This is a genomic window from Chitinophaga sp. (genome assembly GCF_039596155.1).
Lineage (GTDB): Bacteria > Bacteroidota > Bacteroidia > Chitinophagales > Chitinophagaceae > Chitinophaga.
The window spans coordinates 59,207-84,987 of the sequence record NZ_JBCNKF010000006.1 but is presented as its reverse complement, the minus strand read 5'-3'; the positions used below and the strand labels follow the sequence as shown (position 1 = coordinate 84,987).

Annotated in this window: 22 protein-coding genes; 10 read left to right on the top strand and 12 right to left on the bottom strand. The window is 44.5% G+C overall.

Translation table 11 applies throughout. The features are described from left to right. The first annotated feature begins 66 nt into the window (after positions 1 to 66). The 6 genes from ABDW33_RS07735 to ABDW33_RS07710 all read left to right on the top strand — a co-directional run bounded on the left by ABDW33_RS07735 (position 67) and on the right by ABDW33_RS07710 (position 5,079). Positions 67 to 522 (top strand): single-stranded DNA-binding protein, encoded by a 456-nt coding sequence (locus ABDW33_RS07735; RefSeq protein WP_343689491.1) that lies wholly within the window; start codon positions 67 to 69, stop codon positions 520 to 522. A gap of 171 nt (positions 523 to 693) precedes the next feature. Next, positions 694 to 2,052 (top strand): gliding motility-associated protein GldE, encoded by a 1,359-nt coding sequence (gldE, locus tag ABDW33_RS07730; RefSeq protein WP_343689490.1) that lies wholly within the window; start codon positions 694 to 696, stop codon positions 2,050 to 2,052. An 18-nt stretch (positions 2,053 to 2,070) separates the two neighbouring features. Then, positions 2,071 to 2,706: a gliding motility lipoprotein GldD gene (gene gldD / locus ABDW33_RS07725; protein ID WP_343689489.1), complete on the top strand. Its 636-nt coding sequence runs from the start codon at positions 2,071 to 2,073 to the stop codon at positions 2,704 to 2,706. Positions 2,707 to 2,769: 63 nt separating this feature from the next. After that, positions 2,770 to 3,345: a DUF3109 family protein gene (locus tag ABDW33_RS07720; RefSeq protein WP_343689488.1), complete on the top strand. Its 576-nt coding sequence runs from the start codon at positions 2,770 to 2,772 to the stop codon at positions 3,343 to 3,345. Between the two features lie 85 nt (positions 3,346 to 3,430). Further along, positions 3,431 to 4,846, top strand: coding sequence for a LutB/LldF family L-lactate oxidation iron-sulfur protein (locus ABDW33_RS07715; protein ID WP_343689487.1), 1,416 nt, complete (start codon positions 3,431 to 3,433; stop codon positions 4,844 to 4,846). A 23-nt stretch (positions 4,847 to 4,869) separates the two neighbouring features. Then, positions 4,870 to 5,079 (top strand): YqaE/Pmp3 family membrane protein, encoded by a 210-nt coding sequence (locus ABDW33_RS07710; protein WP_343689486.1) that lies wholly within the window; start codon positions 4,870 to 4,872, stop codon positions 5,077 to 5,079. Here the strand turns inward: ABDW33_RS07710 and ABDW33_RS07705 are convergent. From ABDW33_RS07705 to ABDW33_RS07670, 8 genes are all read right to left on the bottom strand, one after another. Then, positions 5,073 to 6,368: a TonB family protein gene (locus ABDW33_RS07705; protein ID WP_343689485.1), complete on the bottom strand. Its 1,296-nt coding sequence runs from the start codon at positions 6,366 to 6,368 to the stop codon at positions 5,073 to 5,075. The genes ABDW33_RS07710 and ABDW33_RS07705 overlap by 7 nt on opposite strands. Then, on the bottom strand, positions 6,343 to 6,939 hold the full coding sequence (locus ABDW33_RS07700) for a sigma-70 family RNA polymerase sigma factor (RefSeq protein WP_343689484.1): 597 nt from the start codon (positions 6,937 to 6,939) through the stop codon (positions 6,343 to 6,345). The genes ABDW33_RS07705 and ABDW33_RS07700 overlap by 26 nt, the downstream gene beginning before the upstream one ends. A 75-nt stretch (positions 6,940 to 7,014) precedes the next feature. Beyond that, positions 7,015 to 8,529, bottom strand: a complete 1,515-nt coding sequence (purH, locus tag ABDW33_RS07695; RefSeq protein WP_343689483.1) for a bifunctional phosphoribosylaminoimidazolecarboxamide formyltransferase/IMP cyclohydrolase — start codon at positions 8,527 to 8,529, stop codon at positions 7,015 to 7,017. An 11-nt stretch (positions 8,530 to 8,540) separates the two neighbouring features. After that, positions 8,541 to 10,493, bottom strand: a complete 1,953-nt coding sequence (locus ABDW33_RS07690) for a ComEC/Rec2 family competence protein (RefSeq protein ID WP_343689482.1) — start codon at positions 10,491 to 10,493, stop codon at positions 8,541 to 8,543. 475 nt (positions 10,494 to 10,968) lie between these two features. Continuing rightward, positions 10,969 to 13,788, bottom strand: a complete 2,820-nt coding sequence (gene carB / locus ABDW33_RS07685; RefSeq protein ID WP_343689481.1) for a carbamoyl-phosphate synthase large subunit — start codon at positions 13,786 to 13,788, stop codon at positions 10,969 to 10,971. Positions 13,789 to 14,068: 280 nt separating this feature from the next. Next, positions 14,069 to 14,305, bottom strand: coding sequence for a hypothetical protein (locus ABDW33_RS07680; protein WP_343689480.1), 237 nt, complete (start codon positions 14,303 to 14,305; stop codon positions 14,069 to 14,071). Continuing rightward, complete coding sequence (locus tag ABDW33_RS07675) at positions 14,292 to 15,449, bottom strand: MFS transporter (protein ID WP_343689479.1); 1,158 nt, start codon at positions 15,447 to 15,449, stop codon at positions 14,292 to 14,294. The genes ABDW33_RS07680 and ABDW33_RS07675 overlap by 14 nt, the downstream gene beginning before the upstream one ends. Before the next feature lie 14 nt (positions 15,450 to 15,463). Beyond that, positions 15,464 to 16,210, bottom strand: coding sequence for a DeoR/GlpR family DNA-binding transcription regulator (locus ABDW33_RS07670; RefSeq protein ID WP_343689478.1), 747 nt, complete (start codon positions 16,208 to 16,210; stop codon positions 15,464 to 15,466). A gap of 94 nt (positions 16,211 to 16,304) precedes the next feature. On the opposite strand from ABDW33_RS07670, the gene ABDW33_RS07665 reads away from it, so the two are divergent. Continuing rightward, positions 16,305 to 16,826 (top strand): 5'(3')-deoxyribonucleotidase, encoded by a 522-nt coding sequence (locus ABDW33_RS07665; protein ID WP_343689477.1) that lies wholly within the window; start codon positions 16,305 to 16,307, stop codon positions 16,824 to 16,826. On the opposite strand, the gene ABDW33_RS07660 is transcribed toward ABDW33_RS07665, so the two are convergent. Together ABDW33_RS07660 and ABDW33_RS07655 are read right to left on the bottom strand one after the other, a co-directional pair. Then, positions 16,821 to 17,297: a hypothetical protein gene (locus tag ABDW33_RS07660; RefSeq protein WP_343689476.1), complete on the bottom strand. Its 477-nt coding sequence runs from the start codon at positions 17,295 to 17,297 to the stop codon at positions 16,821 to 16,823. The two genes, ABDW33_RS07665 and ABDW33_RS07660, sit on opposite strands and share 6 nt — an antisense overlap. 185 nt (positions 17,298 to 17,482) lie before the next feature. Continuing rightward, entirely contained in the window at positions 17,483 to 18,106 is a 624-nt protein-coding gene (locus tag ABDW33_RS07655; protein WP_343689475.1) for a helix-turn-helix transcriptional regulator, read from the bottom strand. 372 nt (positions 18,107 to 18,478) lie between these two features. Here ABDW33_RS07655 and ABDW33_RS07650 point away from each other — a divergent pair, with 372 nt between their 5' ends. The 3 genes from ABDW33_RS07650 to ABDW33_RS07640 all read left to right on the top strand — a co-directional run bounded on the left by ABDW33_RS07650 (position 18,479) and on the right by ABDW33_RS07640 (position 21,920). Continuing rightward, entirely contained in the window at positions 18,479 to 18,772 is a 294-nt protein-coding gene (locus ABDW33_RS07650) for a hypothetical protein (RefSeq protein WP_343689474.1), read from the top strand. A 227-nt stretch (positions 18,773 to 18,999) separates the two neighbouring features. Further along, the gene (acs, locus tag ABDW33_RS07645; RefSeq protein WP_343689473.1) at positions 19,000 to 20,913 is read left to right on the top strand and encodes an acetate--CoA ligase; all 1,914 of its coding nucleotides are present in this window, start codon (positions 19,000 to 19,002) and stop codon (positions 20,911 to 20,913) included. A gap of 71 nt (positions 20,914 to 20,984) precedes the next feature. Next, positions 20,985 to 21,920, top strand: coding sequence for an alpha/beta fold hydrolase (locus ABDW33_RS07640; protein ID WP_343689472.1), 936 nt, complete (start codon positions 20,985 to 20,987; stop codon positions 21,918 to 21,920). Between the two features lie 195 nt (positions 21,921 to 22,115). Here ABDW33_RS07640 and ABDW33_RS07635 read toward each other — a convergent pair whose 3' ends face one another. Continuing rightward, on the bottom strand, positions 22,116 to 22,703 hold the full coding sequence (locus ABDW33_RS07635) for a L,D-transpeptidase (protein ID WP_147319889.1): 588 nt from the start codon (positions 22,701 to 22,703) through the stop codon (positions 22,116 to 22,118). 140 nt (positions 22,704 to 22,843) lie between these two features. Further along, a complete protein-coding gene (locus tag ABDW33_RS07630; RefSeq protein WP_343689471.1) occupies positions 22,844 to 25,759 on the bottom strand; it encodes an insulinase family protein in 2,916 nt (971 codons plus the stop codon). Between the last annotated feature and the right edge of the window lie 22 nt (positions 25,760 to 25,781).

Here is a 25,781-nt window from a genome sequence, read left to right as displayed (position 1 = left end):
GAAGGTTGTTTATTTAAAGAAACATTATATTTCCATCGTTAAATCAATAGATTAAAACCTGCAACAATGAGAGGTGTTAATAAAGTAATCCTGATTGGCAACTTGGGTAGAGATCCGGATGTACAGTTTTTGGAAGGCAATATAGCAGTAGCTAAATTTTCTCTGGCTACCACAGAGACATTTAAGGACAGGGCCGGTAAACTGATCTCCCAAACAGAATGGCATACAGTAGTTTTATGGCGAGGACTGGCAGAATTGGCGCAGAAGTACCTGCACAAAGGTAGCCTGGTTTACATCGAAGGACGTCTGCGCACCCGTAGCTGGGAAGATAAGGAAGGAAATAAAAAATTTGCCACCGAAGTTGTAGGCGATAACCTTGTTATGCTGGACAAACGCATGGATCTTAACAATTCAGAGCATGCCATCCACCATAGTAATACTGGCAGCACTTCCGGTGAGAATTTCCCCAATATGGACATCCCCCCCCAAATTAGTGACGCAGCTGACGATCTGCCCTTTTAAACTATCCAATTAAAAAATATTAATTCTTTTTTGCTTGATAATCCCGTAATGGGGTATTACTTATATTTGCATATAGGGAAAGCGATTCAATGTAAGACCTGAATTTCTTTCCCATTTTTTTGGAACCTGCTTTGCAGTGTATTGCTGGTTTTCTAATTCTTTAACGAAAAGTTGAACAACTTGTACACCTATCCGGCAAGCATTATTTCTGGTAATTTCACCCTGTTGCAAGCCTCGGCACCCATTGCCACGCCAAATGTGGTGATCTATCTGCTTGTAATCTTCATACTCTTACTCCTGGCTTTCATTGTCTCCGGCGCGGAAGTAGCCTTCTTTTCCCTGAACTACAAGGACCTGAACGCCCTGAAAACAAGACAGAACACCAGTGGAAAACTCATTACCAAACTCCTGGAGAAGCCCCGCTCCCTGCTGGCCTCCCTCCAGATAGCAGGTATACTCCTCTCCCTGGCATTTATTATGGTGACCAGCTACCTCATCACCCAAATGGAAGACCTGCAAACATTGCCGGTCGTTTCCTTCGTAGTGCGTATAGCTATCATCATCTTTGTTCTGCTGTTCTTTGGTCAGGTACTCCCAAGAGTATGGGCTGCCCAAAATAATATTCGCTTTGCTACCTACTTCGCCTGGTTTGTAAGCATCATACACGCTACCCTCGAACCTGTGAGCGATTTCTATGTAAGCATGAGTGAAAGCATCGAAGCCCGCTTCTTCCACAGAGGTAGCGGCGCTGTCAACTACCAGGAGATAGACGAAGCTATCGAAATGAGCGTGGACCCCACCGCTTCCCAGGAAGAAAAAAATATCCTGAAAGGGATCCTGAAATTTGGCAATATCACCGTAAAACAAATCATGCATACCCGCCTGGATGTGCATGGTGTTGAATATGACGCCCCTTTTGATGTCGTCGTTAAGCATGTAGCTGACCTCCACTATTCCCGCCTGCCCGTTTATAAAGGCAATCTGGACAACATTGTGGGCGTTATTCATACCAAAGACCTGCTCCCACATCTCGACAAAGGCAAATCCTTTGACTGGCACACCGTGATGCGCCAGCCATTCTTCGTCCATGGCCATAAGCTGATCGAAGACCTGCTGTCTGAATTCCAGACAAGGAGAATGCACTTTGCTGTAGTGGTAGACGAATTCGGTGGAACTTCGGGTATCGTAACCCTTGAAGACATCGTGGAAGAGGTGATCGGAGATATTAAAGACGAATTTGACGAAGAAGAATTCAACTATTCAAAAGTTGATAACTATACCTACGTGTTCGAGGGCAAAACCATGCTCAACGACGTTTGCCGTATCATGAACATACCTCCGGATACCTTCGAAGCAGTGAAAGGAGAAAGTGACTCCATTGGCGGTCTTATCCTTGAACTGGCTGGTAAATTCCCGGAAGAAAACAGCGTGATCACCTACGGGGATTATGACTTTACCGTACTGGAAAAGAGCAAGATGCGCATCCAGAAAGTACAGGTAAGCGTCAGGCAAAACGTGGAAGGAGACTAATATCACAACATAGAAGCAATGAACTGTAAGAGAAAAAGAAGCCTGTCAACTGTTACCGCCCGGCTGAAGGGCTGTTTCATGCTGTTATTACTGCCGTTGCTGTATACTGCCTGTGAACAAACTTATACACCCAAACCCCGGGGGTACTTCCAGATCAATTTCCCCAAAAGGGAATACCGTGTATTTGACCAACCCGGCTACCCATATACATTTGAATATCCTGTATATGCCAATATCGTCAAGGACAGCCTCTTCTTTGGAGAGAAAACAGAAAATCCCTACTGGATAAATGTAGAGTTTCCTACCCTGAATGGGAAAATATACATGAGCTACAAAGAGATCGGAAAAGGGGAAAATGACTTCCAGAAACTCATCAACGATGCCTTCAAAATGACTTATAAGCATACTTATAAGGCAGAATACATTGAAGAAAAGAGCATTGGTAATCCCGACAACCGTATATATGGCCTCTTTTACGATGTGGGAGGAAATGCCGCTTCTGCCAAACAATTCTATGTGACAGATTCAGTCAGACACTTCCTGCGTGGCGCCCTTTATTTCGACGCTGCACCGAATGCCGACTCTCTGGCACCTGTTCACAAATTCCTCCAGCAGGACATGCTTCACCTGGTGGAAACATTGAAATGGCGGTAGACTCCGAACCGAACCATGTAAAAGCAACCGGATTGTTGTAATTTTGCGGTCATTATCCTGCCAATGATCATCATAGACGATAAATACATCAGTGACGAAATAGTAGAAGAAAAGTTCGTGTGCAACCTGGGGGCCTGCAAAGGGGCCTGCTGTGTGGCCGGGGACTGTGGCGCGCCACTGGACAAAGAAGAAGTAAAGATCCTGAAGAAGGTTTATCCGAAAATTAAGTCTTACTTACGCCCCGAAGGGATTGCCGAAATAGAAAAAACAGGTACCAATACCACGGACGACGAATATGGATATGTAACTCCCATCGTAGATGGAGGTATCTGTGCATACGCCAGTATAGACGAATATGGTGTAGTAGGATGTGGTATCGAAAAGGCCTACAAGGATGGCGTAGTAGATTATAAGAAACCAATCTCCTGCCACCTCTACCCTATCCGGGTGACAAAATATGAATCTTTTGAAGCGGTGAACTACGACCGTTGGGACATATGTAAGCCGGCCTGCAAGAATGGTAAAAGCCTGAAAGTGCCTGTATACCGGTTCCTCCAGGAAGCGATCATTCGCAAGTACGGTGAAGAATTCTATTCAGTACTGGATAAAATAGCCACCAAAAAATACCGCGCAGATTAACGCTGACGGCCAATGGTATTATCCTTCCGTAATTCCCTATCTTTACCAAACAGTTGTCTAATACACCACCATACCGGAAAACGGTATGGCTTTTGTCATTCGCAATCAGCAATTTCAACAACTTATGCATCAGAATGCCTCCACATTCCTGGACAAGAGCGAGAAGAAAGCGACAGACCTCGGTCATCGCCAGACAATCAATTATAATATAGGCAAGTATAATACAGCAGTAAAAGCCGGGAAAAACCAGTTTTCCGACCTGATGACTGCACGTGAACGCGCCAAGAATATTAAATGGAGAGCTATTGAGCAGCTGGACAAACATCTTGAGGAATTTGAATCCAACCTGGTCCGTCGTGGAGGAAAAGTGATCTGGGCGGAGAATTCCGATCAGGCACTGGAAGAGATCCTGGCCATCTGCAAAGCAAAGAATTGCAAAAGCATCGTTAAAAGTAAATCAATGGCAACGGAAGAAGTTCACCTGAACAGCTTCCTGGCCAAACATGATATTGAGTGTGTAGAAACAGATCTGGGAGAATACATTCAGCAGCTGGACGATGAGCCGCCTTACCACATCGTAACCCCTGCCATGCACAAAAGCAAAGAAGATGTAGCCCGGCTGTTTGAAGAGAAACTGGGTACTGCTCCTAACCTGACGCCGCAGGAACTCACAATGGTAGCCCGTGAAAAACTACGTCAGAAATACCTGGATGCAGAAATCGGCATTACCGGTGCAAACTTCATCATCGCTGATATCGGTGGTATTGCCGTTACCGAAAATGAAGGAAACGCCCGTCTCACTACTGCTTTTCCTAAAACACATATCGTATTGGTAGGCATCGAAAAGATGATTCCCTCTATCAATGACCTGGCACTATTCTGGCCATTGCTGGCAACCTATGGTACCGGTCAGCAGGTGACGGTATATAACTCCATTTTCAGTGGTCCCCGCCAGGAAGGAGAAATAGATGGGCCTGAAGAAATGTATGTAATTCTCATGGATAATGGCCGGACCAACCTCCTCGCAGACACAGAAGCAAGAGAAGCCCTCTACTGCATTCGTTGCGGGTCCTGCCTGAATGCCTGCCCGGTTTATAAAAACATAGGCGGTCATAGTTATGGTACGACCTACAGCGGACCGATCGGCGCCGTTATTACTCCTCACCTGAGAGGAGTTGATGACTATATGCACCTGAGCTATGCTTCTTCCCTGTGTGGAAACTGTACAGAAGTATGTCCGGTACGTATTAACCTGCACGAATTACTGCTCCACAACCGACATAAAGCGGTAGAAGAAAATCACACATCCGGTGCTGAGAAAATTTCATGGTTTGGCTGGAAACAAGCTAGTCTGAGCCGGCGCATGATGAACCTGGCCAGCGGAAATATGAAGAACTTCTTCATGAAAAAGTTCTTTACCAAAGCCTGGGGAGACGACAGGGAATTACCTGTATTTGCGCCCAAGTCCTTCAATCAGATGTGGAAAGACCGCAAAAAGTAGTAAATTCAACAAAACACCACTTCATGACGCTGATAGCGATACTCCTACCCTGGCTATCATTTTTGCTGAGAGGAAAGCTCCTTTCCGGCATATTATGCCTGATTTTACAATGCACTGTACTGGGCTGGATTCCAGCTGCAATATGGGCAGTTATATCCTTAAATGATAGTCGCGCAGATAGAAGAAACAGGAAACTGATTAAAGCAATCAGGCAGAATAGAGCGAGTTATTGATGCGCTTCGGGGGTAAACCTCACATCCACTTTCACTTTAACAGCTTTTCCATTGGCTGCCGGCATCCAGGCTGGACCGGCCTTGATTAGGCGAATGGCCTCCTGATCACATTCAGGCTGCAGTTTTTTCAACACCCTGAAATCAGTCAAAGAACCATCTGGCGCTACATGGAACTGTACCCTCACCTTACCACTCACAGTCAGCCCGGCAGGATATTGTACATTTTTAGCGAGGTATATTTCGAATTTCTCAAATCCACCCACCGGTACGGGTTCGTTGTTGCTACTCAAAGCCGTTGTAGAAGTATCTGTAGTTCGTCTGAGCTGCATTCTTATAAAAGGATCGCCCTTAAAAGTAGTACTACTGCTCTGGTATCCGGAAGCGTAGGCAGTGACCTGTTTATACTCATTCCTGTTACTACTCATTTTTTTCATCCTGGGTATTACACCCATGTTATCATTAGGAAGAGAGAAATAGCCCTCATTATCAGTGATCGTACCTACTGCACCCATGCTGACTGTTACCCCAGCGATGCCGCTATCTCCTTTAGTATTAAGTATCCTGCCCTTGATCATGTAAGGATCAAAGCCAGAGGGGGACGTCACCCTTTTGCTATATAAGGACGTCACAGACACGTCGCTTGGGTTAAAATTATTATTCTTATATAAATTCTGGCTGGCTATCACATCGGCGGTATCTTTATTATCATCCGCTGCTAAACGGGATGCTTTGCCTACGTCAAAAGTTGCTGCAGGTGCAGGTTCTGCTGCTGCCACTTCGGCCTGTGGCTGCGGAGCGGGTGCTAAAGCCGGTGGAGGAACAACCGGCGCCCGGTATGATTTGGTATCAGCATTATTCTGTTGTTTCCTGAACGTGGTCATAGTTTCCGGCACCTGTACCAATCCGGCTACTTCACCCGGAATGATCGTATCAGTTTTAACCGTCACCTTAGCAATTTCGCTTTGATTACGCGCAGGCCATAACCATATGACACTTGATCCGATAGCTAAACACACAGCAGCGGCGGCGGCCCAACGTAAGTACATCGGGATCACTCTCTTTGGGGCAGGTTGCACCCGCTGCGCTAACCGCTTGCTTAGATCAGCCAGGTTTATACGCTGATCGGGAGCATGCATTTCAAAGCCATCCAGCGCTTCTGCCAGAAAAGGATCATCCAACGCCTGGCGTTCCAGGGCATGCATAGCCTTGCTATCCAGCTCTCCAGCCAGGTAACGGCGTATCAGCTCAGGATCTGCCAAAGGTTTAATATGATTGTTTTGCTGCTGCATTTTGTTGTTCCATACAGTTTTTCAGATTGCGTTTCCCATTCTGAATATAACTTTTCACTTTCTTCATTTCATATCCTGTCAGATCAGCCACTTCTTTATAGCTCTTTTCTTTGAGGTAAAAAAGATCAACACTGCGCTTCTGTTCTTCCGGCAATGTTTCCATGCACCGTTCCATTTCCTGGAGGTTGGTCTCCAGAGCGTTGCCGCCATCATGATGTGTAAACTGCTCGTTTTCCATAACAGGGAGCCCATCAAGCGAAACTTCACGGCTTTCTTTGTTTTTCATGGCCCGCAGTTTCATCAGGCAATGATTACGGGTCAGCACATGCAGCCAGCTCTTAAAGTTCTGTACCTCATGATGTTGCAATTTCACAATCAGTTCTTCAAAAATCTGCATCACGGCGTCCTTGCTGGCTTCCTCATCAAAATAGCGCAGACAGACACCATATACCAGGTTCATGTAACGCTGGTATAAGTTGGCAAGATCTTCCAACTTACCGGATTGTTTGTAGATCCGGATCAGCTGAGCGTCTTCTGCCCCATTGTCGCTATTGTGATGTATAAATGCCATAGCCGGTAACAAATATAAAAAATAAGCACCGGCATAACCGGTGCTTATAAAATATTATTCGCTGTTAAGAAAAGATTAGTGTCTGAAATGACGCATACCGGTCATCACCATCACCATATCATTCTCCTTACAGAAAGTAACCGAGTCGTTGTCACGCACTGAACCACCTGGCTGAATGATAGATACGATACCTTCAGCATGAGCAATACGTACGCAATCATCGAATGGGAAAAACGCATCAGAAGCCATTGCAGCACCTCTCAGGTCAAAATTGAATTGCTTTGCTTTTTCAATTGCATGGCGCAGCGCGTCAATACGGGAAGTCTGTCCACAACCTTTACCAATCAGCTGCTGGTTTTTCACCAGTGCGATGGCATTAGATTTCAGGTGCTTACATACGATGTTAGCGAAAGTAAGGTCAGCTTTCTCTTCAGGGGTAGCTGGTTTTGCGCCTACATCATTCCAGTCCTGGAAGTTACCTTTATCATTTTCCTGCAGCAGTACGCCGTTCAGGATGTTTTTGTATACATTCGGAGCTACCACAGGGGCTTTCTGCTCCAATAAGATGCGGTTCTTCTTAGCCTGCAATACTTCCAGTGCATCAGGGGCAAAACCCGGAGCAATGAGGATTTCAAAGAAGATCTCGCTGATAGATTCAGCAGTCGTTTTGTCTACAATTGCGTTACATACCAGTACACCACCAAACGCGCTTTCCTTGTCACCGGCCAGTGCAGCGTCCCATGCTTCTTTCAGGGTAGAACGGCTGGCAATACCACATACGTTGGTATGCTTGATAACCGCAAAGGTGATGTCCTTAAATTCCTGTATCAGCTGGCAGGCAGCGTCTACATCTACCAGGTTATTGTAAGACAGTTCCTTACCATGCAGCTTGTTGAAAAGCTCAGACAGATTACCATAAAATACACCCTTCTGATGAGGATTCTCTCCATAACGCATGATCTGACCCTGAGGAGCAGATACCTGGAAATAAGCTGCTGGCTCATTGTTCAGGAAGTATTGAGAAATCGCTACATCGTAGTTAGCACATACTTCAAAAGCCTTGGCCGCAAATGCACGGCGATCCTGCAAAGAAGTAGCACCCTTATTTTCAGTCAATACTTTTTCCAGATCAGCATATTGATCTTTGGAAGCGACAATCACCACATCTTTGTAGTTCTTACCAGCGGCCCTGATCAGAGATACGCCACCAATATCGATCTTCTCGATAATAGTTTGCTCATCCTGAGTGCTCTTCACAGTCTCCTCGAACGGATACAGATCTACAATCACCAGATCCAGTTCAGGAATTTCATATTGTGCCAGCTGCTCCAGATCCTGTGGATTATCACGACGAGCCAGGATACCACCAAATACCTTAGGGTGCAATGTTTTTACACGGCCGCCCAGAATAGACGGATAAGCTGTCAAATTTTCTACAGCCACACAGGAAACACCTAAGTCTTCAATAAACTTTTGTGTACCACCGGTAGAATAGATGGTAACACCCTGTTCACCCAATTTTTTAACGATGTTCTCCAGGTTGTCTTTATAGAAAACGGAGATCAGTGCTGATTTTATTTGCTTTTGCATGTATGGAAACATTAGAAATTTACAACATAGGCTCCCTGGTCCGGAACCGAAAGGAAGCGCAAAGTTAGCGTGTAACATTCACTTTTCCATTCCTCTATCCTGCTACGGGAACTGGATGCGTCAAAAATATAACAGCCCACGTCGAAAAACCCCTGCAAATCTTTGATAGCCACACGTGGATTATGTGACAGTAAAAGATAATCTGTCTTGAATTTTTTTGTTGGCCTGCCAGCAGGTAATGCGCTGTCCACAATTACCAGGCGCTTGTTTCCACAACAAATGAAATGCCCCCGCTGTTCAAAACAGCTCAACCTTCCTATAGCTGCTTCGTAAACGGCCCTTGCTGTCCGCAACATTTCCATAGAGATGCTATCATCACCTGCGAACTGAACAACATGTCCCTGAATAAAGTCAATGCCTGTATGCCGTGGTTGATTGTACACAATCATGCAATGTTGCTGTTGCCTTTGTATCCTTCCGGGCAGCGTAGCCAGGCTCCACAGACACAGTGCTCCGGGTATAAAAACCATACCTCTTTTACCAGCCAGTATTCCACCAATACAAACGTACAAGGCAATTACCCCATATCCCGATATTTGCAATCCGGAAATAAGTGCACCCGGCAAATGGGCGATACACGCAACGATGTGGTTCATCAGCTGCAACAACCATCGCAGGCAGTCACCTATCCAATGAGCATGTATCGCCAACAACAATATTTCTCCATAGAGGATGAAAGTAGACAAGGGTACTGCCAGTAAATTGGCTGGAAGAAAATACAAAGGGAACTGGCCAAAGAGGTAAAGACATAACGGGAATGTAACTACCTGTGCAGCAATGGCCAGTGCAGTTGCTTCCCATAGTTTCCGCTGCCAGACATATTTCAAAGAGAGAAGTTGGTACAAAGGCTTATTTAAAATCAATATGCCTAACACTGCCAGATACGATAACTGAAAGCCGACATCTCTGATGAGCGCAGGGTCATAACACAACAACAGGAACGCAGATAGTGCCAGCTGATTGTAAGTAGAGGAATCGCGATCGAGAAAAAATTTCCCGGCAGTGACTATTGTCAACATAACAGCCGCCCTTAGCACAGAAGCAGAAGCACCGGTGAGTAAAGTAAATCCCCATATTATTATGATAACAAGCAAACCTTTAACAGTCTGCATCGGCAACCATTGAAGGCACCAGATCAGACAACCATAGATCAATGCCAGATGCATACCTGAGATGGCAATAATATGCACAATACCTGTTTGCATATAATCATTCACCATTTCTTTGTCTAAACCATACCTGTACCCTATGAGCAAAGCCGCCGCTAATCCGGCTTCCCGCCCTCCGATATAAGTATTGATGATCTGCAGACAACGATTCCTGCATCGTAACAGAAGACTTTTAGGCATGTGAATATGGCGCCAGTGGCCCGTTTGCAGATGCACCTGCTGATAAATATATCGCACAGCACAATACGCACGATAGTTAAATGCACCCGGGTTCCCATTAAATGAAACAGGTTGCAGCTGCCCGTTGAATAACAACCTGTCCCCTTCTTCAATAGCCATGACAGCGCTATCCGGAGGAAAATAAACCAGCAGCTGTTCTTTTGTCTGTAATTCAATAACAGTCCTGTATCCATAATGACTTTGCTGTACAGGCACTGCGATTGTTCCAACCAATACCTGATCTGTAGCGGGTTTGATCAAATGATATTTATACTGCTGCCTGGCACTCACCAGCAGCGACCCGGTGCAAACCAGTAATAACTGCAGTATCAGGCCTCTATAAACATCCAGTCGGAACCTTATCCACACGGGCATGTAGCCAGATCCCAGATGAATAGCTAAAAGCAACAATGCGACAGGAAGGTTATATAACAACGGTATCGGGTATATAATCCCCGCCATAAATGGAATCACAATCCGTAAAAAGGGAGCTGTTCTCAGGATATAAACAAACATGACTTTCTATTGGTTAACAAAATGGAATACGGCAATTTAACACACCCGTCTCAGGAGTAAAAATTTGATCCTGTGGAAGTCAACTTGATAAGTTAATAAGATGAAAATATTTACAAGCTCAAAATATATTTTACACATATTAATTTGACAGAATCTATTATACAATTGTTTATCATTTAAATAGAGATTATTATAATTTTCATCTGTTATTGATTAGTTAACATCTTTTTAATATTTAATATTTATAGTAAACTGCATTACCGGTCACGCTATTTACGTAAGTAAATAGTCGTGTCTTTAATGGTTATTTTGAGGGAAAAGAAAGAGCCTGATCTTCATCAGGCTCTGATTTTTTTTATAGGCTACCCCGTTTATCTTTCACAATTTCTATTGTTCCAAACATGCAGTAATAGCATAAAAAAAAGGGATGCATCCTGTTGAGATACACCCCTTTTCAAAAATATGCTGTAACAACTTACTTGTTGCTCAGGTACATGCTCTTTTCCTTATACAAGGTTCTGAAATATGGATCGCGCAGGTCTTTTATAAAGCGGATCGCTTCACCTGTTGATTTCATTTCAGGGCCTAACTCCTTGTTCACACCTGGGAACTTATTGAAAGAGAACACCGGCTCCTTGATAGCAAAACCGTCCAGTTTCTTCTCGATGGTGAAATCGGTCAGTTTGTTCTTACCCAGCATCACTTTGGTAGCAATGTTCAGGTAAGGTACCTGATATGCTTTCGCGATGAATGGTGTAGTACGGGATGCGCGCGGGTTAGCTTCGATCACATACACCTGGCCACTCTTGATGGCAAACTGGATGTTGATCAAACCACGGATATCAAGTGCTCTTGCAATTTTCTCAGCGTAGTACTCCATGGTTGTTACTTCCATTGGAGAGAGGTTGAATGCCGGCAATACCGCATTACTGTCACCACTGTGGATACCAGCAGGCTCGATATGCTCCATTACACCCATTACATGGAAGTTTTCGCCATCGAAGATACCATCGATCTCTGCCTCCTGGCAACGATCCAGGAAGTGGTCAATCAGGATTTTGTTACCTGGTAAGTGTTTCAGCAGGCTCAGTACAGAGCTTTCCAGTTCTTCTTCGTTGATCACGATACGCATACGCTGACCGCCTAACACATAAGAAGGACGAACCAGTACCGGATAACCTACTTCTTTCGCTACTTCGATTGCTTCATCCGTATTGTAGGCTGTACCATACTTAGGATAAGGAATATTCAGTTCTTTCAGCAGGTCGGAAAAGCGGCCACGGTCTTCAGCGATATCCATGTTATCGAAGGATGTACCGATGATGCGGATACCTTTTTCTTCCAGTTTTTTAGCCAGTTTCAGCGCCGTTTGACCACCCAGCTGTACAATCACCCCTTCAGGTTTTTCCAGCTCGATAATTTCCCATAGATGCTCCCAGAATACTGGCTCGAAGTACAGCTTATTAGCCATATCAAAGTCAGTAGATACTGTTTCAGGGTTACAGTTTACCATGATGGCATCGTAACCGCATTCCTGAATAGCCTGCAGACCATGTGTACAACAGTAGTCGAATTCAATACCCTGGCCGATACGGTTAGGGCCTGAACCAAGTACGATCACTTTCTTCTTTTCAGAAGGCTGGCTTTCATTTACTTTATCAAAAGTGGAGTAGAAATAAGGTGTCTTTGCTTCGAATTCAGCGCTACAGGTATCTACCATCTTGTAAGTACGGGTGATGCCCAGTTCCTTACGTTTGTTGTATACCTCTTCTTCTTCGCAGTTACCCAGCAGGTTGACCAGCTGTGCATCAGAGAAACCCATACGTTTCGCTTCGCGCAGCATATCAGCAGGCAATGTATCCAGATCGTGCTCCATCAGTTGTTTTTCGAGGGTCACGATATCATTGATCTGGTTCAGGAACCATTTATCAATATAGGTCATCTGGTGCAGGTGCTTTACAGATACACCTTCCATCAGGGCATCCTTGATACGGAAGATCCTGTCCCAGGTAGGTGTTTTCATTCTTTCCAGCAGCTGCTCACTCTTCATCTGTGATTTACCGTAGTAACCCAGACCGAGTGCATCGTTCTCCAGGCTCTGACAAGCTTTCTGTAAAGCTTCAGGGAATGTACGACCGATTGCCATCACCTCACCTACAGATTTCATCTGCAGCCCCAGTGTCTGGTCAGCACCTTTAAATTTATCGAAGTTCCAGCGGGGCATCTTAACGATCACGTAGTCCAGTGCTGGTTCGAAGAATGCAGAAGTGGTCCTGGTGATCTGGTTTTCCAGTTCATCCAGTGTATAACCGATGGCCAGTTTAGCAGCAATCTTTGCAATTGGATAACCAGTTGCTTTGGAAGCCAGTGCAGAAGAGCGGCTTACACGAGGATTGATCTCGATAGCGATGATTTCTTCTGTTGCAGGATTGAGAGAGAACTGTACGTTACAACCACCGGCAAAGTTACCCAGGTCACGCATCATCTCCATTGCCTTATTACGCATCAGCTGGTAAGCGGTATCGCTCAGCGTCATGGCAGGTGCTACGGTAATGGAATCCCCTGTATGGATACCCATCGGATCCAGGTTTTCCACTGTACAAATGATGACTACATTGTCTTTTGCATCGCGCAGTAATTCCAATTCAAACTCTTTCCAACCCAGTACTGCTTTTTCTACCAGTACTTCGTGGATAGGTGACGCCTGGAGACCACGTTGTAATGCTTCGTCCAGATCATCCTTGGTGTGCACGAAACCACCACCGGTACCACCCAGGGTAAAGGAAGGACGGATCACCAGCGGGAAACCGATTTCCTGTGCGAATTCTTTACCTTCCAGGAAGGAGTTAGCTGTCTTTGCAGGCGCAACAGGTACACCCAGCCGGATCATCCACTGGCGGAACTGTTCGCGGTCTTCTGCTTTGTCGATAGCTTTAATATCCACCCCAATCAGGCGAACATTGTATTTTTCCCAGATACCCAGTTCATCTACCTCCTTACAAAGGTTAAGGGCAGTCTGACCACCCATGGTAGGCAACACAGCATCTATCTGCTGCTCTTCCAGTATCTGTTCTATACTCTCTACCGTCAGTGGCAGTAAGTATACCCTATCGGCCATCATAGGGTCAGTCATGATAGTGGCCGGATTGGAATTTATCAGGATCACTTTGATTCCTTCTTCACGCAGGGAACGTGCTGCCTGAGAACCAGAATAGTCAAATTCACATGCCTGACCAATAATAATAGGACCAGAACCAATAATAAGAACAGATTTGATAGAAGAGTCTTTAGGCATTTGCGTATTTCATTGAGTAATTAAAAACCTGGCTGATTTTCTTCTCATTCACCCGACAAAAAAATCGTGCAAAGTTAAGAGTAATAAAGTTTATTGTTGCAATAAATCTTGAAACGCGGCTGATCCTATTGTCCAAAATTCACTAATAGCCTGTAATTCACCTGATGAATAATATTAAATCATATATAAATTTGCCGGACCACTCAACCAGATATCCAACAGATACATATTCTGTTTTTTAATAATTAATTATCTGCCAGCAGGTTAATGTTTTGAGTTCCTACCAGTTATTAATCCCTTGTTGAATAACATTTTTGCACATTGTATGTTTGTACAGATAATAATTTCCTAACGTCCAAATATCTATGAAGCAATTCATCAGTTCTGCACTATAAGCACTATATACAGGGAAGGCACCTGCTTGTAGCCAGGTGCCTTCCCCAAATGATAATGTTTTTTCTTTTTGTATGAGCTGGCGCATATCCATTCCTGGATATGCTTTTTTAATTTTTAACACGGTTACTCATTACTGCAATGGATAACCCCATCAAGGCAATGAGAAAGAAAGATGCCCGCAGACTACTCACCTGTGCGACTAACCCAATTAATACCGGACCAAATAAAAAGCCCAGGTAGCCAATAGTAGAAACCGCTGCCAGTGCCATTCCCGGCGTCATCGTTGTGCTACGTCCTGCGGCACTATAAATCAGCGGCACTACCGATGATACACCAGCCCCCACCATCAGGAATCCGATGATGGCTGTCGTGAAATAAGGGAATATAACGGCCAGCAATAAGCCACTGGCTATAAGTCCGCCACTTAACTGTAGCACCCGCTTAACGCCAAATCGTAGTTTCAGGTAATCTGCAAGAAAGCGGAAAGAAGCCATGGTACTCATAAAGGCATTTGTTCCAACCACGGCAATATTTACATGGATAACTTTTCTGAAATAGACCCCGCTCCAGTCAAACATGGCCCCCTCGCAGATCATAGAGGCGAAAGCTATGATACCAAGGATCATCAGGAACTTGTCCGGCAATACAAACAGTGGTTGCTTTTCCTCATTTTCACCGGCCTGGTAGTCATGTCTTACCACCTGATTGATATTCAGCGCCAGAATAATAAACACAATCACCATACTCACCAGGAAATGCTGATAGGGTAAAACATGCCACTTCTGCATTCCCCAGGCCAGTAAGGAACCTACCAACCCTCCGGTGCTCCACAATCCATGAAAGGAAGCCATTACAGACCGCCCATACATTTTCTCGACAAATACGGCTTGTGTATTCACCGCAATGTTAGCGACGTTTCCACAAAACCCGAATACGATCAACAATGAAAATAAGATCCATGTCTCCCCCGCCAAACCGAGTGTTGGCAGGATCAATCCATACAGCAATCCAAACACCAGCAGGACCTGCCGGCTGCCGTACTTTCCTACCAACGCACCTGCTGCGGGCATAGACAATAAAGATCCTATTGGCAATGCCAACAACAATCCACCTAACTGTCCTTCGGAAAGATGTAAGTTTTGCTGAATGTCCGGAATACGGGTTGCCCAACTAAAAAAGCAAAATCCCGTTAAGAAAAATAGTGCGCTCACTGCTATGCGCGCCTGCCGCTGTTGCGGAAGCCCTGCTGTCAATGCCTGAAACATATAAATATTTAAAATCAGATCACTTTAATACCTAACTCTGTGTAAGGAAGTGCCATCGCTAATCCCGTCTCATCGGTTATAATTGTATCCATTTCTCTTATATCACAAACCTTATACGGCTCTGCCGTTCCCATTTTTTCACTTGTTACGAGTGCCACCACTTTACTTGCAGCCTGTACCATCACATTTTTTACCGTAGCCTCATCCAGATGAGGTCCCGTTACACCTACTTCTGTATGCAAACTGCATACACCCATAAAACAGATATCAGCACGCAACTTCTCAAGCATACGGATGGTTTCGATACCTGCCGTTACCTGCGAACTTTTGAAAACGCGACCACCTGTAAGGATAACGTCCACACCCGGATGCTCCATCAGCAACATGGCGATGGGGACGCTGGGTGTTACAACTGTCAACTGTAGTGCAGGAGGAAATAACTTGGCAAGTGCATAGGTAGTGGTACCACCATCCATTATTATAGTCTGACCATTATGCAAAAATGAGAGCGCCTTTTCAGCGATCGCCCTTTTATCATCTTCGTGAATAGTAATTCTTTCGGTAAAATTAAACGGATTGGGAGAATGAGGAATAGCTCCTCCCCTCACTTTCGTGAGCAAACCATTTGCCGCCAGGGCTTCCAGATCACGGCGCACAGTGTCTTCTGACACATTCAGGTCGTTGCTCAACTCTGTATGCAGCACTTTATGATCTACCTGTAACTTTCTGAGGATGTATTCAAATCGTTCCTCTTTCAGCATATTCTTGCAATTTCCTGCAATATTAAGTAAAAATTTGCGACTTTATGCTATTATTTTTGTGTTATTTGCATAACTTTGCAATAAACAGCAAAATATGGCAAGAATAGCAATAGACATGGATGGGGTAATGGCAGATACCAGCCAGCAATATATCAACTGGTATGCAGACCGCTACGGCGAAACAATAGATAAAGCTTCGCTGCTGGGTTTACCTGAAACGGAGGGCTTTCCTGCGGGCAAAGACGTCATCAGGGGATTTCTGTACGAGCCGGGATTCTTCAGGAACAAACCAGTGATCAAAGACTGCCAGGAAGTAGTAAAAGCTTTGTTTGACAAACACGATGTTTTTATCGTATCTGCAGCCATGGAGTTCCCTCAGTCACTCGTTGAAAAACTGGAATGGTTAAAGGAGCATTTCCCTTTCATAGGATGGGAACGAATCGTTTTCTGTGGTTCCAAAACCATTGTGCAGGCCGATTACATGATCGATGATCACGTGAAAAATCTGCAGCATTTCAAGGGTGAACCGCTGATGTTCACAGCACCGCACAATGTTAATATTTCCGGTTACAAGCGTGTAAACAGCTGGGAAGAAGTAGGTCAGTTATTACTATAAATCTATGCCTGCTTTATTGTTTACACTGTTATAAGGATAGTGTTCCGGATCTGATGCCAACCCTTTGCGCACGGGTAGAAATAACATTTCGTTTACCCTGTGCTCAAAGGCCTCCGGACCGGCGATCAACTCATGTGAAACCGGTTCCCACGAAAGATTGACGGTAGGTAAAATGGCACCTCCCGCTATCAACTCAGACAGGTATAATTCCTTTAACTCCTCCAGCAACTGATCCCGAAATGCAGGATACCATATATCCAGCTTAAGTGCCTCTTCCTGTACCATGAGGTATATGGTTTCTGGTAGCAACAGGTAATCGTCTATCCTGATCAGACTATTCTCCTGATCCCTGTTTAACCGGCGGGCCAGCACATCACAATATCTCTTTTGCGTGAGGATGCCAGATGCGCCTTTTAAATGCATAACGATATACCACATTGGCACATCAAATGCACCAGGCAAATAATTCATATCAGTGACAATTTTTACATCCCGGAATCGGGTTAGCAATATGTAATTTATCGCAAAATAGTAATACTACTACTGTATACAATAAAATACGCTCGATGATGGAATTAAGAAAATGGCTCTCTAATTAATACAGAATACGGCGTTTTCAAATAGGTGTTCTGATAGGTTGATAAACACTGGTTAATCTAGCCCTTTTTGGAACGGGCTTGTTTACGTAATTGTAAATTATCTTTCTTGGCCTGTTCGAGTGCTTCTTTTAGTGAGGAATGGGTCTTTAATAACAAATTGTACTCTTCCAGCAACTTGTAATATTTTTCCCTCAAAGCCAGCATTTCATCATTATCGGCGATCCTGGTATCGTCTAATGATCCGGGATGAAGGAATCCTGTGGAACTTATTTCAAGTGCTCTCGACACCTTGTCTAACTCTTCACTTCCAAAAAGCTCTTTATCAAAGAGATTGTACATGGTGCGCCGCGACATTCCCAGCCGCTTGGCTAACCTTGTTTTATTCAATCCCCGTTCACTGATCAATTCCATCAATCTGTGACCATGATGTAATACTGTAGAAGCAGGTGGTTTTTCACCGTTAATGACCGAAACACTATTCCATTCATAGAATTCCTCCGGCGAGATATTAATGATCTCACAGAACTTCTCTAATGTACTTCGTTTCATATCACTTTTTCGTAGATGGTAATGGGCTATCTGGTTTGTGAAACCGGCCATATCAGCAAAGTCAACAATCTTAATCTTTCTTTGCTTTAAGATCTGCTTCAGGCGCTGGCCCATATGGATTAACCTGGACATGTATGCTTGATTTTACTAACTGTTTATCTCTTTAATGTGCAATTCATACAATATAATAATAATTTCCATTTCATTTCCCTAATTGATCTTTCATATAGACAATATAGTTACGTTACTCTTGAGCGTATAAAATGACAAACTCCGTTCTAAATCAAGCATTCTTACATCAATTTCAGGGCAAAAAGTTGACATTTATAGGCTATATAAATTTATAATAACAAGGTTTTTAATAATTTATGAAATTTGTGTGCAGATTTTACGCCAATTATAATTTTATAAATACATTTGTTGGCACGTGCATGGCTTTTATACTAATGATATAATTATCAACAAGTTGCAACCAACAGTCCCAAGGGTATAAAACCAAATAAAATGGCAAAATCACACAGTAACGAAGCGGTAAACCTGATGGCAGATCTGCATTCCCGAATGATCAATCTGCCGCTTACATTCCGCGAACGCGTCTGCATCGAATGTAACTGGAGCGTTCCTACTTTCTATCGCAAAATGCGCCCTTCCTACAGGATTGTCGATGGCGAGCAGGAACCGATCATTCCTTTACTCAGTAATGCAGAGAAGGAAAAGATCATCGCAGTATCAGATGAAGTCTACAAAGAGTTCTGGGATTATTGTGAGAAGTATCGCAAAAGGAATGGCAGAAACTAATCACGCCATCCTTCATCTCTAATTTCGCCTCCCGTCCGGAGGGCATTCACTACCTCCCCAAAAAGGTCTTAGTGAAAGGCATACCAGTTTTTCCCCTGTTTTTACGTTAATATTTGCTTATAAACGGTTAATCACTACCACCGTATTCCTCAATTTTATTAAATTTAAGCTGCACATATTACGCGCACGTTATTACTTATTGACCAACACAAAAACTGATTGCAGCCATGGCTTATCCTTACCAGATTAGAAGCTTAGAAGAGTATCAACAGCAGTATCAGCAGAGCGTCATGGACCCCGAAGGATTTTGGGCCAATGTAGCTGATCATTTTTATTGGCGCCGGAAATGGGATAAAGTCCTGGAATGGAACTTCAAGGAACCAAATGTAAAATGGTTTGTAGGTGGCAAACTCAATATCACTGAAAACTGCCTTGACCGCCACCTTGGCACCCTGGGTAATACCCCCGCTATTATCTGGGAACCCAATGATCCGGAAGAACGTCACCGCGTTATTACTTACAGAGACCTTTATAATAAAGTTTGCCAGTTTGCAAATGTTCTCAAAAATAATGGTGTAAAGAAAGGAGACCGCGTCTGTATCTACATGGGTATGATCCCGGAGCTGGCCATCGCCGTGCTGGCATGCGCCCGCATCGGCGCCGTTCACTCCGTAGTGTTCGGTGGATTCAGCGCACAGTCTATCGCCGACAGAATTCAGGATGCCCAGGCCAGCCTCGTTATTACCTGCGATGGCGCCTTCCGTGGTAATAAAGATATTCCCCTGAAATCTGTTATCGATGACGCTCTCATCGCCTGCCCTTCTGTTAAGAAAGTAATCGTATGTACCCGCACCCGCACCCCTGTGAGCATGATCAAAGGCCGTGACCTCTGGTGGGAAGATGAAATCAAACAGGTGGAAACAATGGGCAACCCTCCCTGCCCCGCCGAAGAAATGGACGCCGAAGACATGCTCTTCATCCTCTACACCTCCGGCTCTACCGGCAAACCGAAAGGCGTGGTACATACCACCGCCGGCTATATGGTTTATGCCAACTACACTTTCGTCAATACATTCCAATACCAGCCAGGTGAAGTATACTTCTGTACTGCAGACGTAGGCTGGATCACTGGTCATAGTTATATTATATACGGCCCACTCAGCGCCGGTGCTACCACCGTAATGTTCGAAGGAGTACCTACCTGGCCGGATGCAGGTCGCCTGTGGTCTATCACCGACAAGTTCCGTGTAAACACACTCTACACCGCACCTACCGCCATCCGCAGCCTTATGGGTTATGGCCTGGGACCAGTCAATCATAAAGACCTGAGTTCCCTGAAGAAATTGGGTAGCGTGGGTGAACCCATCAATGAAGAAGCATGGCATTGGTTCAAAGATAATATCGGTAAAGGACGTTGCCCGATCGTAGATACCTGGTGGCAAACAGAAACCGGAGGGATCATGATCACACCCATTGCAGGCATCACACCTGAAAAACCAGGTTATGCCACACTGCCACTTCCAGGGATACAACCTATCCTCGTGGATGAACGGGGCCAGGAAATCACCGGCAACAATGTGAATGGTAACCTGTGTATCAAATACCCATGGCCAGGCATGCTACGTACTACCTACGGTGATCATGAACGCTGCCGTACCACCTACTTCGCCACCTACGACAACCTCTACTTTACAGGCGATGGCTGTCTGCGTGATGAAGATGGTTACTATCGCATCACCGGCCGTGTCGATGATGTATTGAATGTAAGCGGCCACCGTATTGGCACCGCCGAAGTCGAAAACGCCATCAATATGCACGCAGGCGTAGTGGAAAGTGCCGTTGTAGGATATCCACACGACATCAAAGGACAAGGAATCTATGCCTTCGTGATCGCTGAAAAAATGGTACATGACCCTGAACTTACCCGGAAAGACATCCTGCAAACTGTATCCCGCATCATTGGCCCTATTGCCAAACCAGATAAGATCCAGTTCGTAAGTGGGCTGCCGAAAACCAGGTCCGGTAAGATCATGCGTCGTATCCTCCGCAAAATCGCAGAAGGCGAAATGGAGAACCTCGGCGACACCTCTACCCTGCTGGATCCCAGCGTTGTAGACGAGATCAAAAAAGGAAAGCAATAATAAATTTTACAATGCTTCTGCCGCTGGCAGAAGCATTGTTTTATAGGAAAAAATCCTATACCTTGTTCCCCATGAAGCTGCTTACACGTACCCTACTCATCCTCTTTGTTGTTCTCAATATTGTCGCTGCTTTTCATGCTTATAAGTTCACGCATTTCTACGCCCCCGGTACTACCGACAACCGTAAGCCGGAACAGATGAATGCATTGGGAAAACTGAAGATTATTCTCTTCGGTGTACGTATGTCTAAAACAGTGGCGACGACTGTACCTGATACCGCCTACATTCCTGTCTCTTTAACTACATCAAATGGGCTCCACCTCTCTTGCTGGTATATACCCGTACCTAACTCAAAAGGTACCGTGCTTCTCTTTCATGGATATGGTGGCAATAAAGGACCCGCGCTTTCCGAAGCTGCCTGGTTTCGACATCTGGGATACAGTACTTTCCTTACCGACTTCAGAGGCCATGGCAACAGTGAAGGCAATACCTGCACCATTGGATACAAAGAAACTGATGATGTAAAAGCAGCGTATGATTATATCAGCCAAAAGGATAAAAAACCAATCATTCTATGGGGTGTCAGTATGGGTGCCGCAGCTATTCTGAAAGCAATTCCTCAATACCACCTGCAGCCACAAAAAGTAATATTGGAATGTCCATTTGCTACACTCACCGATGCTGTCAAGAGCCGCATGCGTGCTGTCAACCTGCCGCAAACGCCGCTCTCCCAATTACTGACATTCTGGGGCGGTTTAGAACAGGGCTTCTGGGGACCGGGATATGAACCTGCAACAGCAGGAGAAAAGCTGAAAATGCCGGTATTACTCTGCTGGGGTGAGCATGATATCCGGGTGACGAGGCAGGAAACTAATTCGGTTTTCAACCATCTCGGAAGCCAGCAAAAGCAACTGGTTATTTTTTCTCAATCAGGACACCAATCCTTTTGCAGACACGAAGGCCCCAAGTGGAAAAAAGCAGTCACCTCTTTCCTGGCCACAAAATAAAAAAAGCATGCTTCACCCGAATGAAGCATGCCTTCACAAGACCAATACCCGCCTTTATGTTAATTCATGACACCAGCTATAGTGTGTGGCTCATGTCACTACAATGCTTAACGTAAAGTCTGAAAGATCTTTAAAACATTATGTTGTATAGCTGTACAAATTTAAGTACACTGACTGCAATGAAATATACAGCTTCTATTTTCTGATCACAACAGGTGTTCCAACCTTAATCACCTCATACAACTCACTTACATCACTGTTCTTCATACTGATGCAGCCCAGCGTCCAGTTGATCCGTTGTTCTACATAATTATCCCGGATACCTGAATTCCATTCTACGCCATGAATACCGATTCCACCACCTGGTGTGGCCACTGCTGGCAAATAACCTTCATTTTGCAGACGATGAAAACGCTCCATAGACGCTTCATTGGGATAATCCAGTAACATAAACCTGTTCCATAACTTATCAAATCTTTTACTCATGATATGGAAAGTCCCTTCCGGTGTCAAACGGTCACCCTCTTTGCACTTATCAGACTGATCATTATTACCAAATACTACTTTGTAGATCTTGCGCAGCGTTACATCTTCATATAGGTAAAGTCTGTAGTCACTCTTATCTATCAGCAGAAATATCTTGTCGGGATCTATATTCCCCGGATTCACTTTCACTGAATAAAGATAACTGTCGTTATTAATGTTAGTAGTAATTGTGGTTTTAAATCCTGATACTGGCACATACAGTAATACCAATAGTAGCAACAGGCAATAGCGATTCATTTTCACAGGGTATTTAGCTGGTTACTTAACGTTGATCGTCAATTCTTTATTGCAACGGGTTAAAAATTGACGCCACAAATGTAAATAAAAAACCCTCCGGCACCATAAACTGGTACCGGAGGGCTTATATTCCGATCGTATTAGTAACCGAATATTTCTTCCAGCGTCAACACTTTCACTTCTCCATACTTCTTCAGATCATCCAGACTTACACGTTTGTCAGATGCTACCACGCAATAAGTATATGGCTTTTTAGCCAGCTCTGCGTCGTGGAATTTCTTCACATCGTCAAAAGTGATCTTATCAATCATTTCATACACCTTCTTGCGGTTATCTTCCTTTAAACCCAGTTTCTGGTTTGCCAGGTAAGTGAAGATAATACCATCCTGAGTGATTCTTTCTGTTTCTATATCCTGTTTCAGACTCTGTCTTGAAGTTTCGAACAACTTGTCGGAACGGGGAATATCATTCAGCAACTCATTCATGCCGTTGATCGCATCGTTCATCTTGTCTGCCTGGCTACCTACGTAAGCAATAGCAGAATAACGTGCACCTTTCTTGTCGGGAGTTGCATAGACAGCATAAGTAGAATAAGCCAGGGCTTTAGATTCACGGATAGTCTGGAATACAATAGATCCCATGCCACCACCAAAGTAGCCATTGAACATACTTACCAGTGCTGTGTTATCAGGATTGTAAACTTCAGAGTTTCTTACCCAGTTTACTTCTGTCTGCACCATATCATAGTTAGCAAACAGCACCTGGTTCTTAGTCTGATCGATCTTGTCAAATTTCTGCTGAGGAGGCGCGTCCTTCCATGTTGCAGGAATCATGTGATCTTTCTGTACAGCCGCAATCATTTCGTTCATTGACTGAGGACCGTAGTAGATCACAGTGTGCTTATAGTTGCCCATTGAATGTAACATATCTACCAGCTGAGCGGCTGTTACACCATCCAGTTCCGCCTGGCTCAACGCATTGTTGAAAGGATTCTTAGCACCATACATCGCATAGTTGGCAAGCCCCTTCATGATGTTGCCCTTATTCAGTTTGCTATCTGCACGTGATTTTGTAATACGGCCTTTCAGTGCAGCCAACGCTTCTTCATTCGCCTGGCAATGTGTTAACAGGTGTTCGAACAGACTTACCGCCTTATCGAAGTTTTCCTGTAAACCTGTGATGGTGATCGCTGAATTTTCACTGCCGGAAGATACGGTGAAGTTACAGGCAATGTTGTAGAACTCTCTGCTGATCTGCTCTGAAGTATATTTATCAGTACTCAGGAATTGCAGGTACTGGGCTGCCAGCGGTAACAGTTTATTGTTCCAGCCACCTATATCAAAACGGAAATATAAACGGAAAAGACCATTGTCTTTGTTCTGTACATACAATACATCTGCCTGACCAGCTTTACCTTTCTGAATATCCTTGTCGAAATCCAGCCACTGTGGTTGTACCGGGGTAGCTGGCATTGCATCGATTTTTTTCAGGAAAGCAGATTGATCATTACGATTGATTTCAACCGGCGTAATAATAGGTTTTTCAACCTTTTCAATTTTTTTGTCCTCGCCTTTACGTTTGTACAGCAGCACGTAGTTATCAGCAAAATATTTGTTGGCGAAATCAACGATCTGCTGCTTGGTAACCTTACCCATGTTATCTACATAGGCAACGTCAGCCTGCCAGTTCTGGCCCCTGTGCTTGATAAAGCCATCCATCAGTGAGGATGCACGGTTATTATTGTTCTCCAGCCCTTGTAATTCAGCAAGTTTAGCATTGTTTACGATTGCCTTTACCAGGGTTTCGTCGAACTGCCCTTTCTTCAGAATTTCCAGTTGACCCAGTAACAGGTCTTTTACCTGATCAAGGGTCTGGCCTTGTTTTGGTTTACCACTCATCTGAAATACAGCATAGTCTTTCCAGCCCATTACACCCGCACTGGCACCAAGCATTTTCTGCGCCTTGTTGATGTTCAAATCCAGCAGACCTGCTTTACCATTGTTCATGATTTCAGAGATCACGCCCAGTATTACAGCTGATTTAGTATCCAATGCACCAGGCATACGATATGCGATCGTTACACTTTCTGCATCAGGACCAACCACTTCCTTCACAATTGGCGCTTTGATAGGCGCTTCCACAGGAGCTTTGTATTCAGGAACCGGTTTGGCCTTCATATAGGCAAAGTCCTCATCAATCTTCTTAATAACGTAATCAGGATTGAAATCTCCCGCCATTACGATGGCCATATTATTAGGCACATAATAAGAGTTGTAAAACTGGCGTATCGCTTTCAGAGAAGGATTCTTCAGGTGTTCTACCGTACCAATGGTGCTCTGCTGACCGTAGTTATGGGTAGGGAACAGGGAAGAAAGCAATACCTCGTAAGATTTACGGCTGTCATCGTCCAGCCCCCTGTTTTTTTCTTCATACACTGCCTCCAGCTCTGTGTGGAAGAGACGAAAAACCGGATCCTTAAAACGTTCTGCCTGAACAGCAAGGTACTTGTCGATAGCATTGGAAGGGATATCTTCCTCGTAGATAGTTTCTTCTACCCAGGTATGAGCATTAGTACCCTGTGCTCCCATACCAGTCATCATTTTATCGTATTCGTTGGCAATGGCGTATTTAGCAGCCAGACCTGATACACTGTCTATCTGGTGATAGATAGTTTTGCGGGTAGTCGCATCAGTAGTATGATTGTAGTTATCATACAAGCCTTCGATCTTGTCCAGGTAAGGTTTTTCCTTAGCCCAGTCCAGAGAACCATATTGCTCTGTACCTTTAAAGAGAAGGTGTTCCAGGTAGTGTGCAAGGCCAGTGTGGTCTTTAGGATCATTGTTACTACCTGCTCTTGTGCCGATGAGGGTCTGAATACGAGGATCTTTTTTGTTGACGCTCAGTATCACGGTCAGACCATTTTTCAAGGTATAGAATCGGGCCTGCATGGGATCGTTGGTAATATACTTATAAGTATATCCCCCGGATTTGGCCTCCTTCCATTCATACTTCTGCTGCGCAATAGACAGTTGGATAATGCAACTGGCTAGCAGCATTAAAAAAATTGTTTTTTTAACG

Coding starts and splice junctions, on each gene's coding strand:
- ABDW33_RS07650 (WP_343689474.1), top strand. CDS start 18,479: ATGGCAAAATCACACAGTAACGAAGCGGTAAACCTGATGGCAGATCTG.
- ABDW33_RS07675 (WP_343689479.1), bottom strand. CDS start 15,449: ATGTTTCAGGCATTGACAGCAGGGCTTCCGCAACAGCGGCAGGCGCGC.
- gldD (WP_343689489.1), top strand. CDS start 2,071: ATGAACTGTAAGAGAAAAAGAAGCCTGTCAACTGTTACCGCCCGGCTG.
- ABDW33_RS07690 (WP_343689482.1), bottom strand. CDS start 10,493: ATGTTTGTTTATATCCTGAGAACAGCTCCCTTTTTACGGATTGTGATT.
- ABDW33_RS07710 (WP_343689486.1), top strand. CDS start 4,870: ATGACGCTGATAGCGATACTCCTACCCTGGCTATCATTTTTGCTGAGA.
- acs (WP_343689473.1), top strand. CDS start 19,000: ATGGCTTATCCTTACCAGATTAGAAGCTTAGAAGAGTATCAACAGCAG.
- purH (WP_343689483.1), bottom strand. CDS start 8,529: ATGCAAAAGCAAATAAAATCAGCACTGATCTCCGTTTTCTATAAAGAC.
- carB (WP_343689481.1), bottom strand. CDS start 13,788: ATGCCTAAAGACTCTTCTATCAAATCTGTTCTTATTATTGGTTCTGGT.
- ABDW33_RS07720 (WP_343689488.1), top strand. CDS start 2,770: ATGATCATCATAGACGATAAATACATCAGTGACGAAATAGTAGAAGAA.
- ABDW33_RS07670 (WP_343689478.1), bottom strand. CDS start 16,210: ATGCTGAAAGAGGAACGATTTGAATACATCCTCAGAAAGTTACAGGTA.
- ABDW33_RS07660 (WP_343689476.1), bottom strand. CDS start 17,297: ATGAATTATTTGCCTGGTGCATTTGATGTGCCAATGTGGTATATCGTT.
- ABDW33_RS07705 (WP_343689485.1), bottom strand. CDS start 6,368: ATGCAGCAGCAAAACAATCATATTAAACCTTTGGCAGATCCTGAGCTG.
- ABDW33_RS07700 (WP_343689484.1), bottom strand. CDS start 6,939: ATGGCATTTATACATCACAATAGCGACAATGGGGCAGAAGACGCTCAG.
- ABDW33_RS07640 (WP_343689472.1), top strand. CDS start 20,985: ATGAAGCTGCTTACACGTACCCTACTCATCCTCTTTGTTGTTCTCAAT.
- ABDW33_RS07665 (WP_343689477.1), top strand. CDS start 16,305: ATGGCAAGAATAGCAATAGACATGGATGGGGTAATGGCAGATACCAGC.
- ABDW33_RS07715 (WP_343689487.1), top strand. CDS start 3,431: ATGGCTTTTGTCATTCGCAATCAGCAATTTCAACAACTTATGCATCAG.
- ABDW33_RS07655 (WP_343689475.1), bottom strand. CDS start 18,106: ATGTCCAGGTTAATCCATATGGGCCAGCGCCTGAAGCAGATCTTAAAG.
- ABDW33_RS07735 (WP_343689491.1), top strand. CDS start 67: ATGAGAGGTGTTAATAAAGTAATCCTGATTGGCAACTTGGGTAGAGAT.
- ABDW33_RS07635 (WP_147319889.1), bottom strand. CDS start 22,703: ATGAATCGCTATTGCCTGTTGCTACTATTGGTATTACTGTATGTGCCA.
- ABDW33_RS07630 (WP_343689471.1), bottom strand. CDS start 25,759: ATGCTGCTAGCCAGTTGCATTATCCAACTGTCTATTGCGCAGCAGAAG.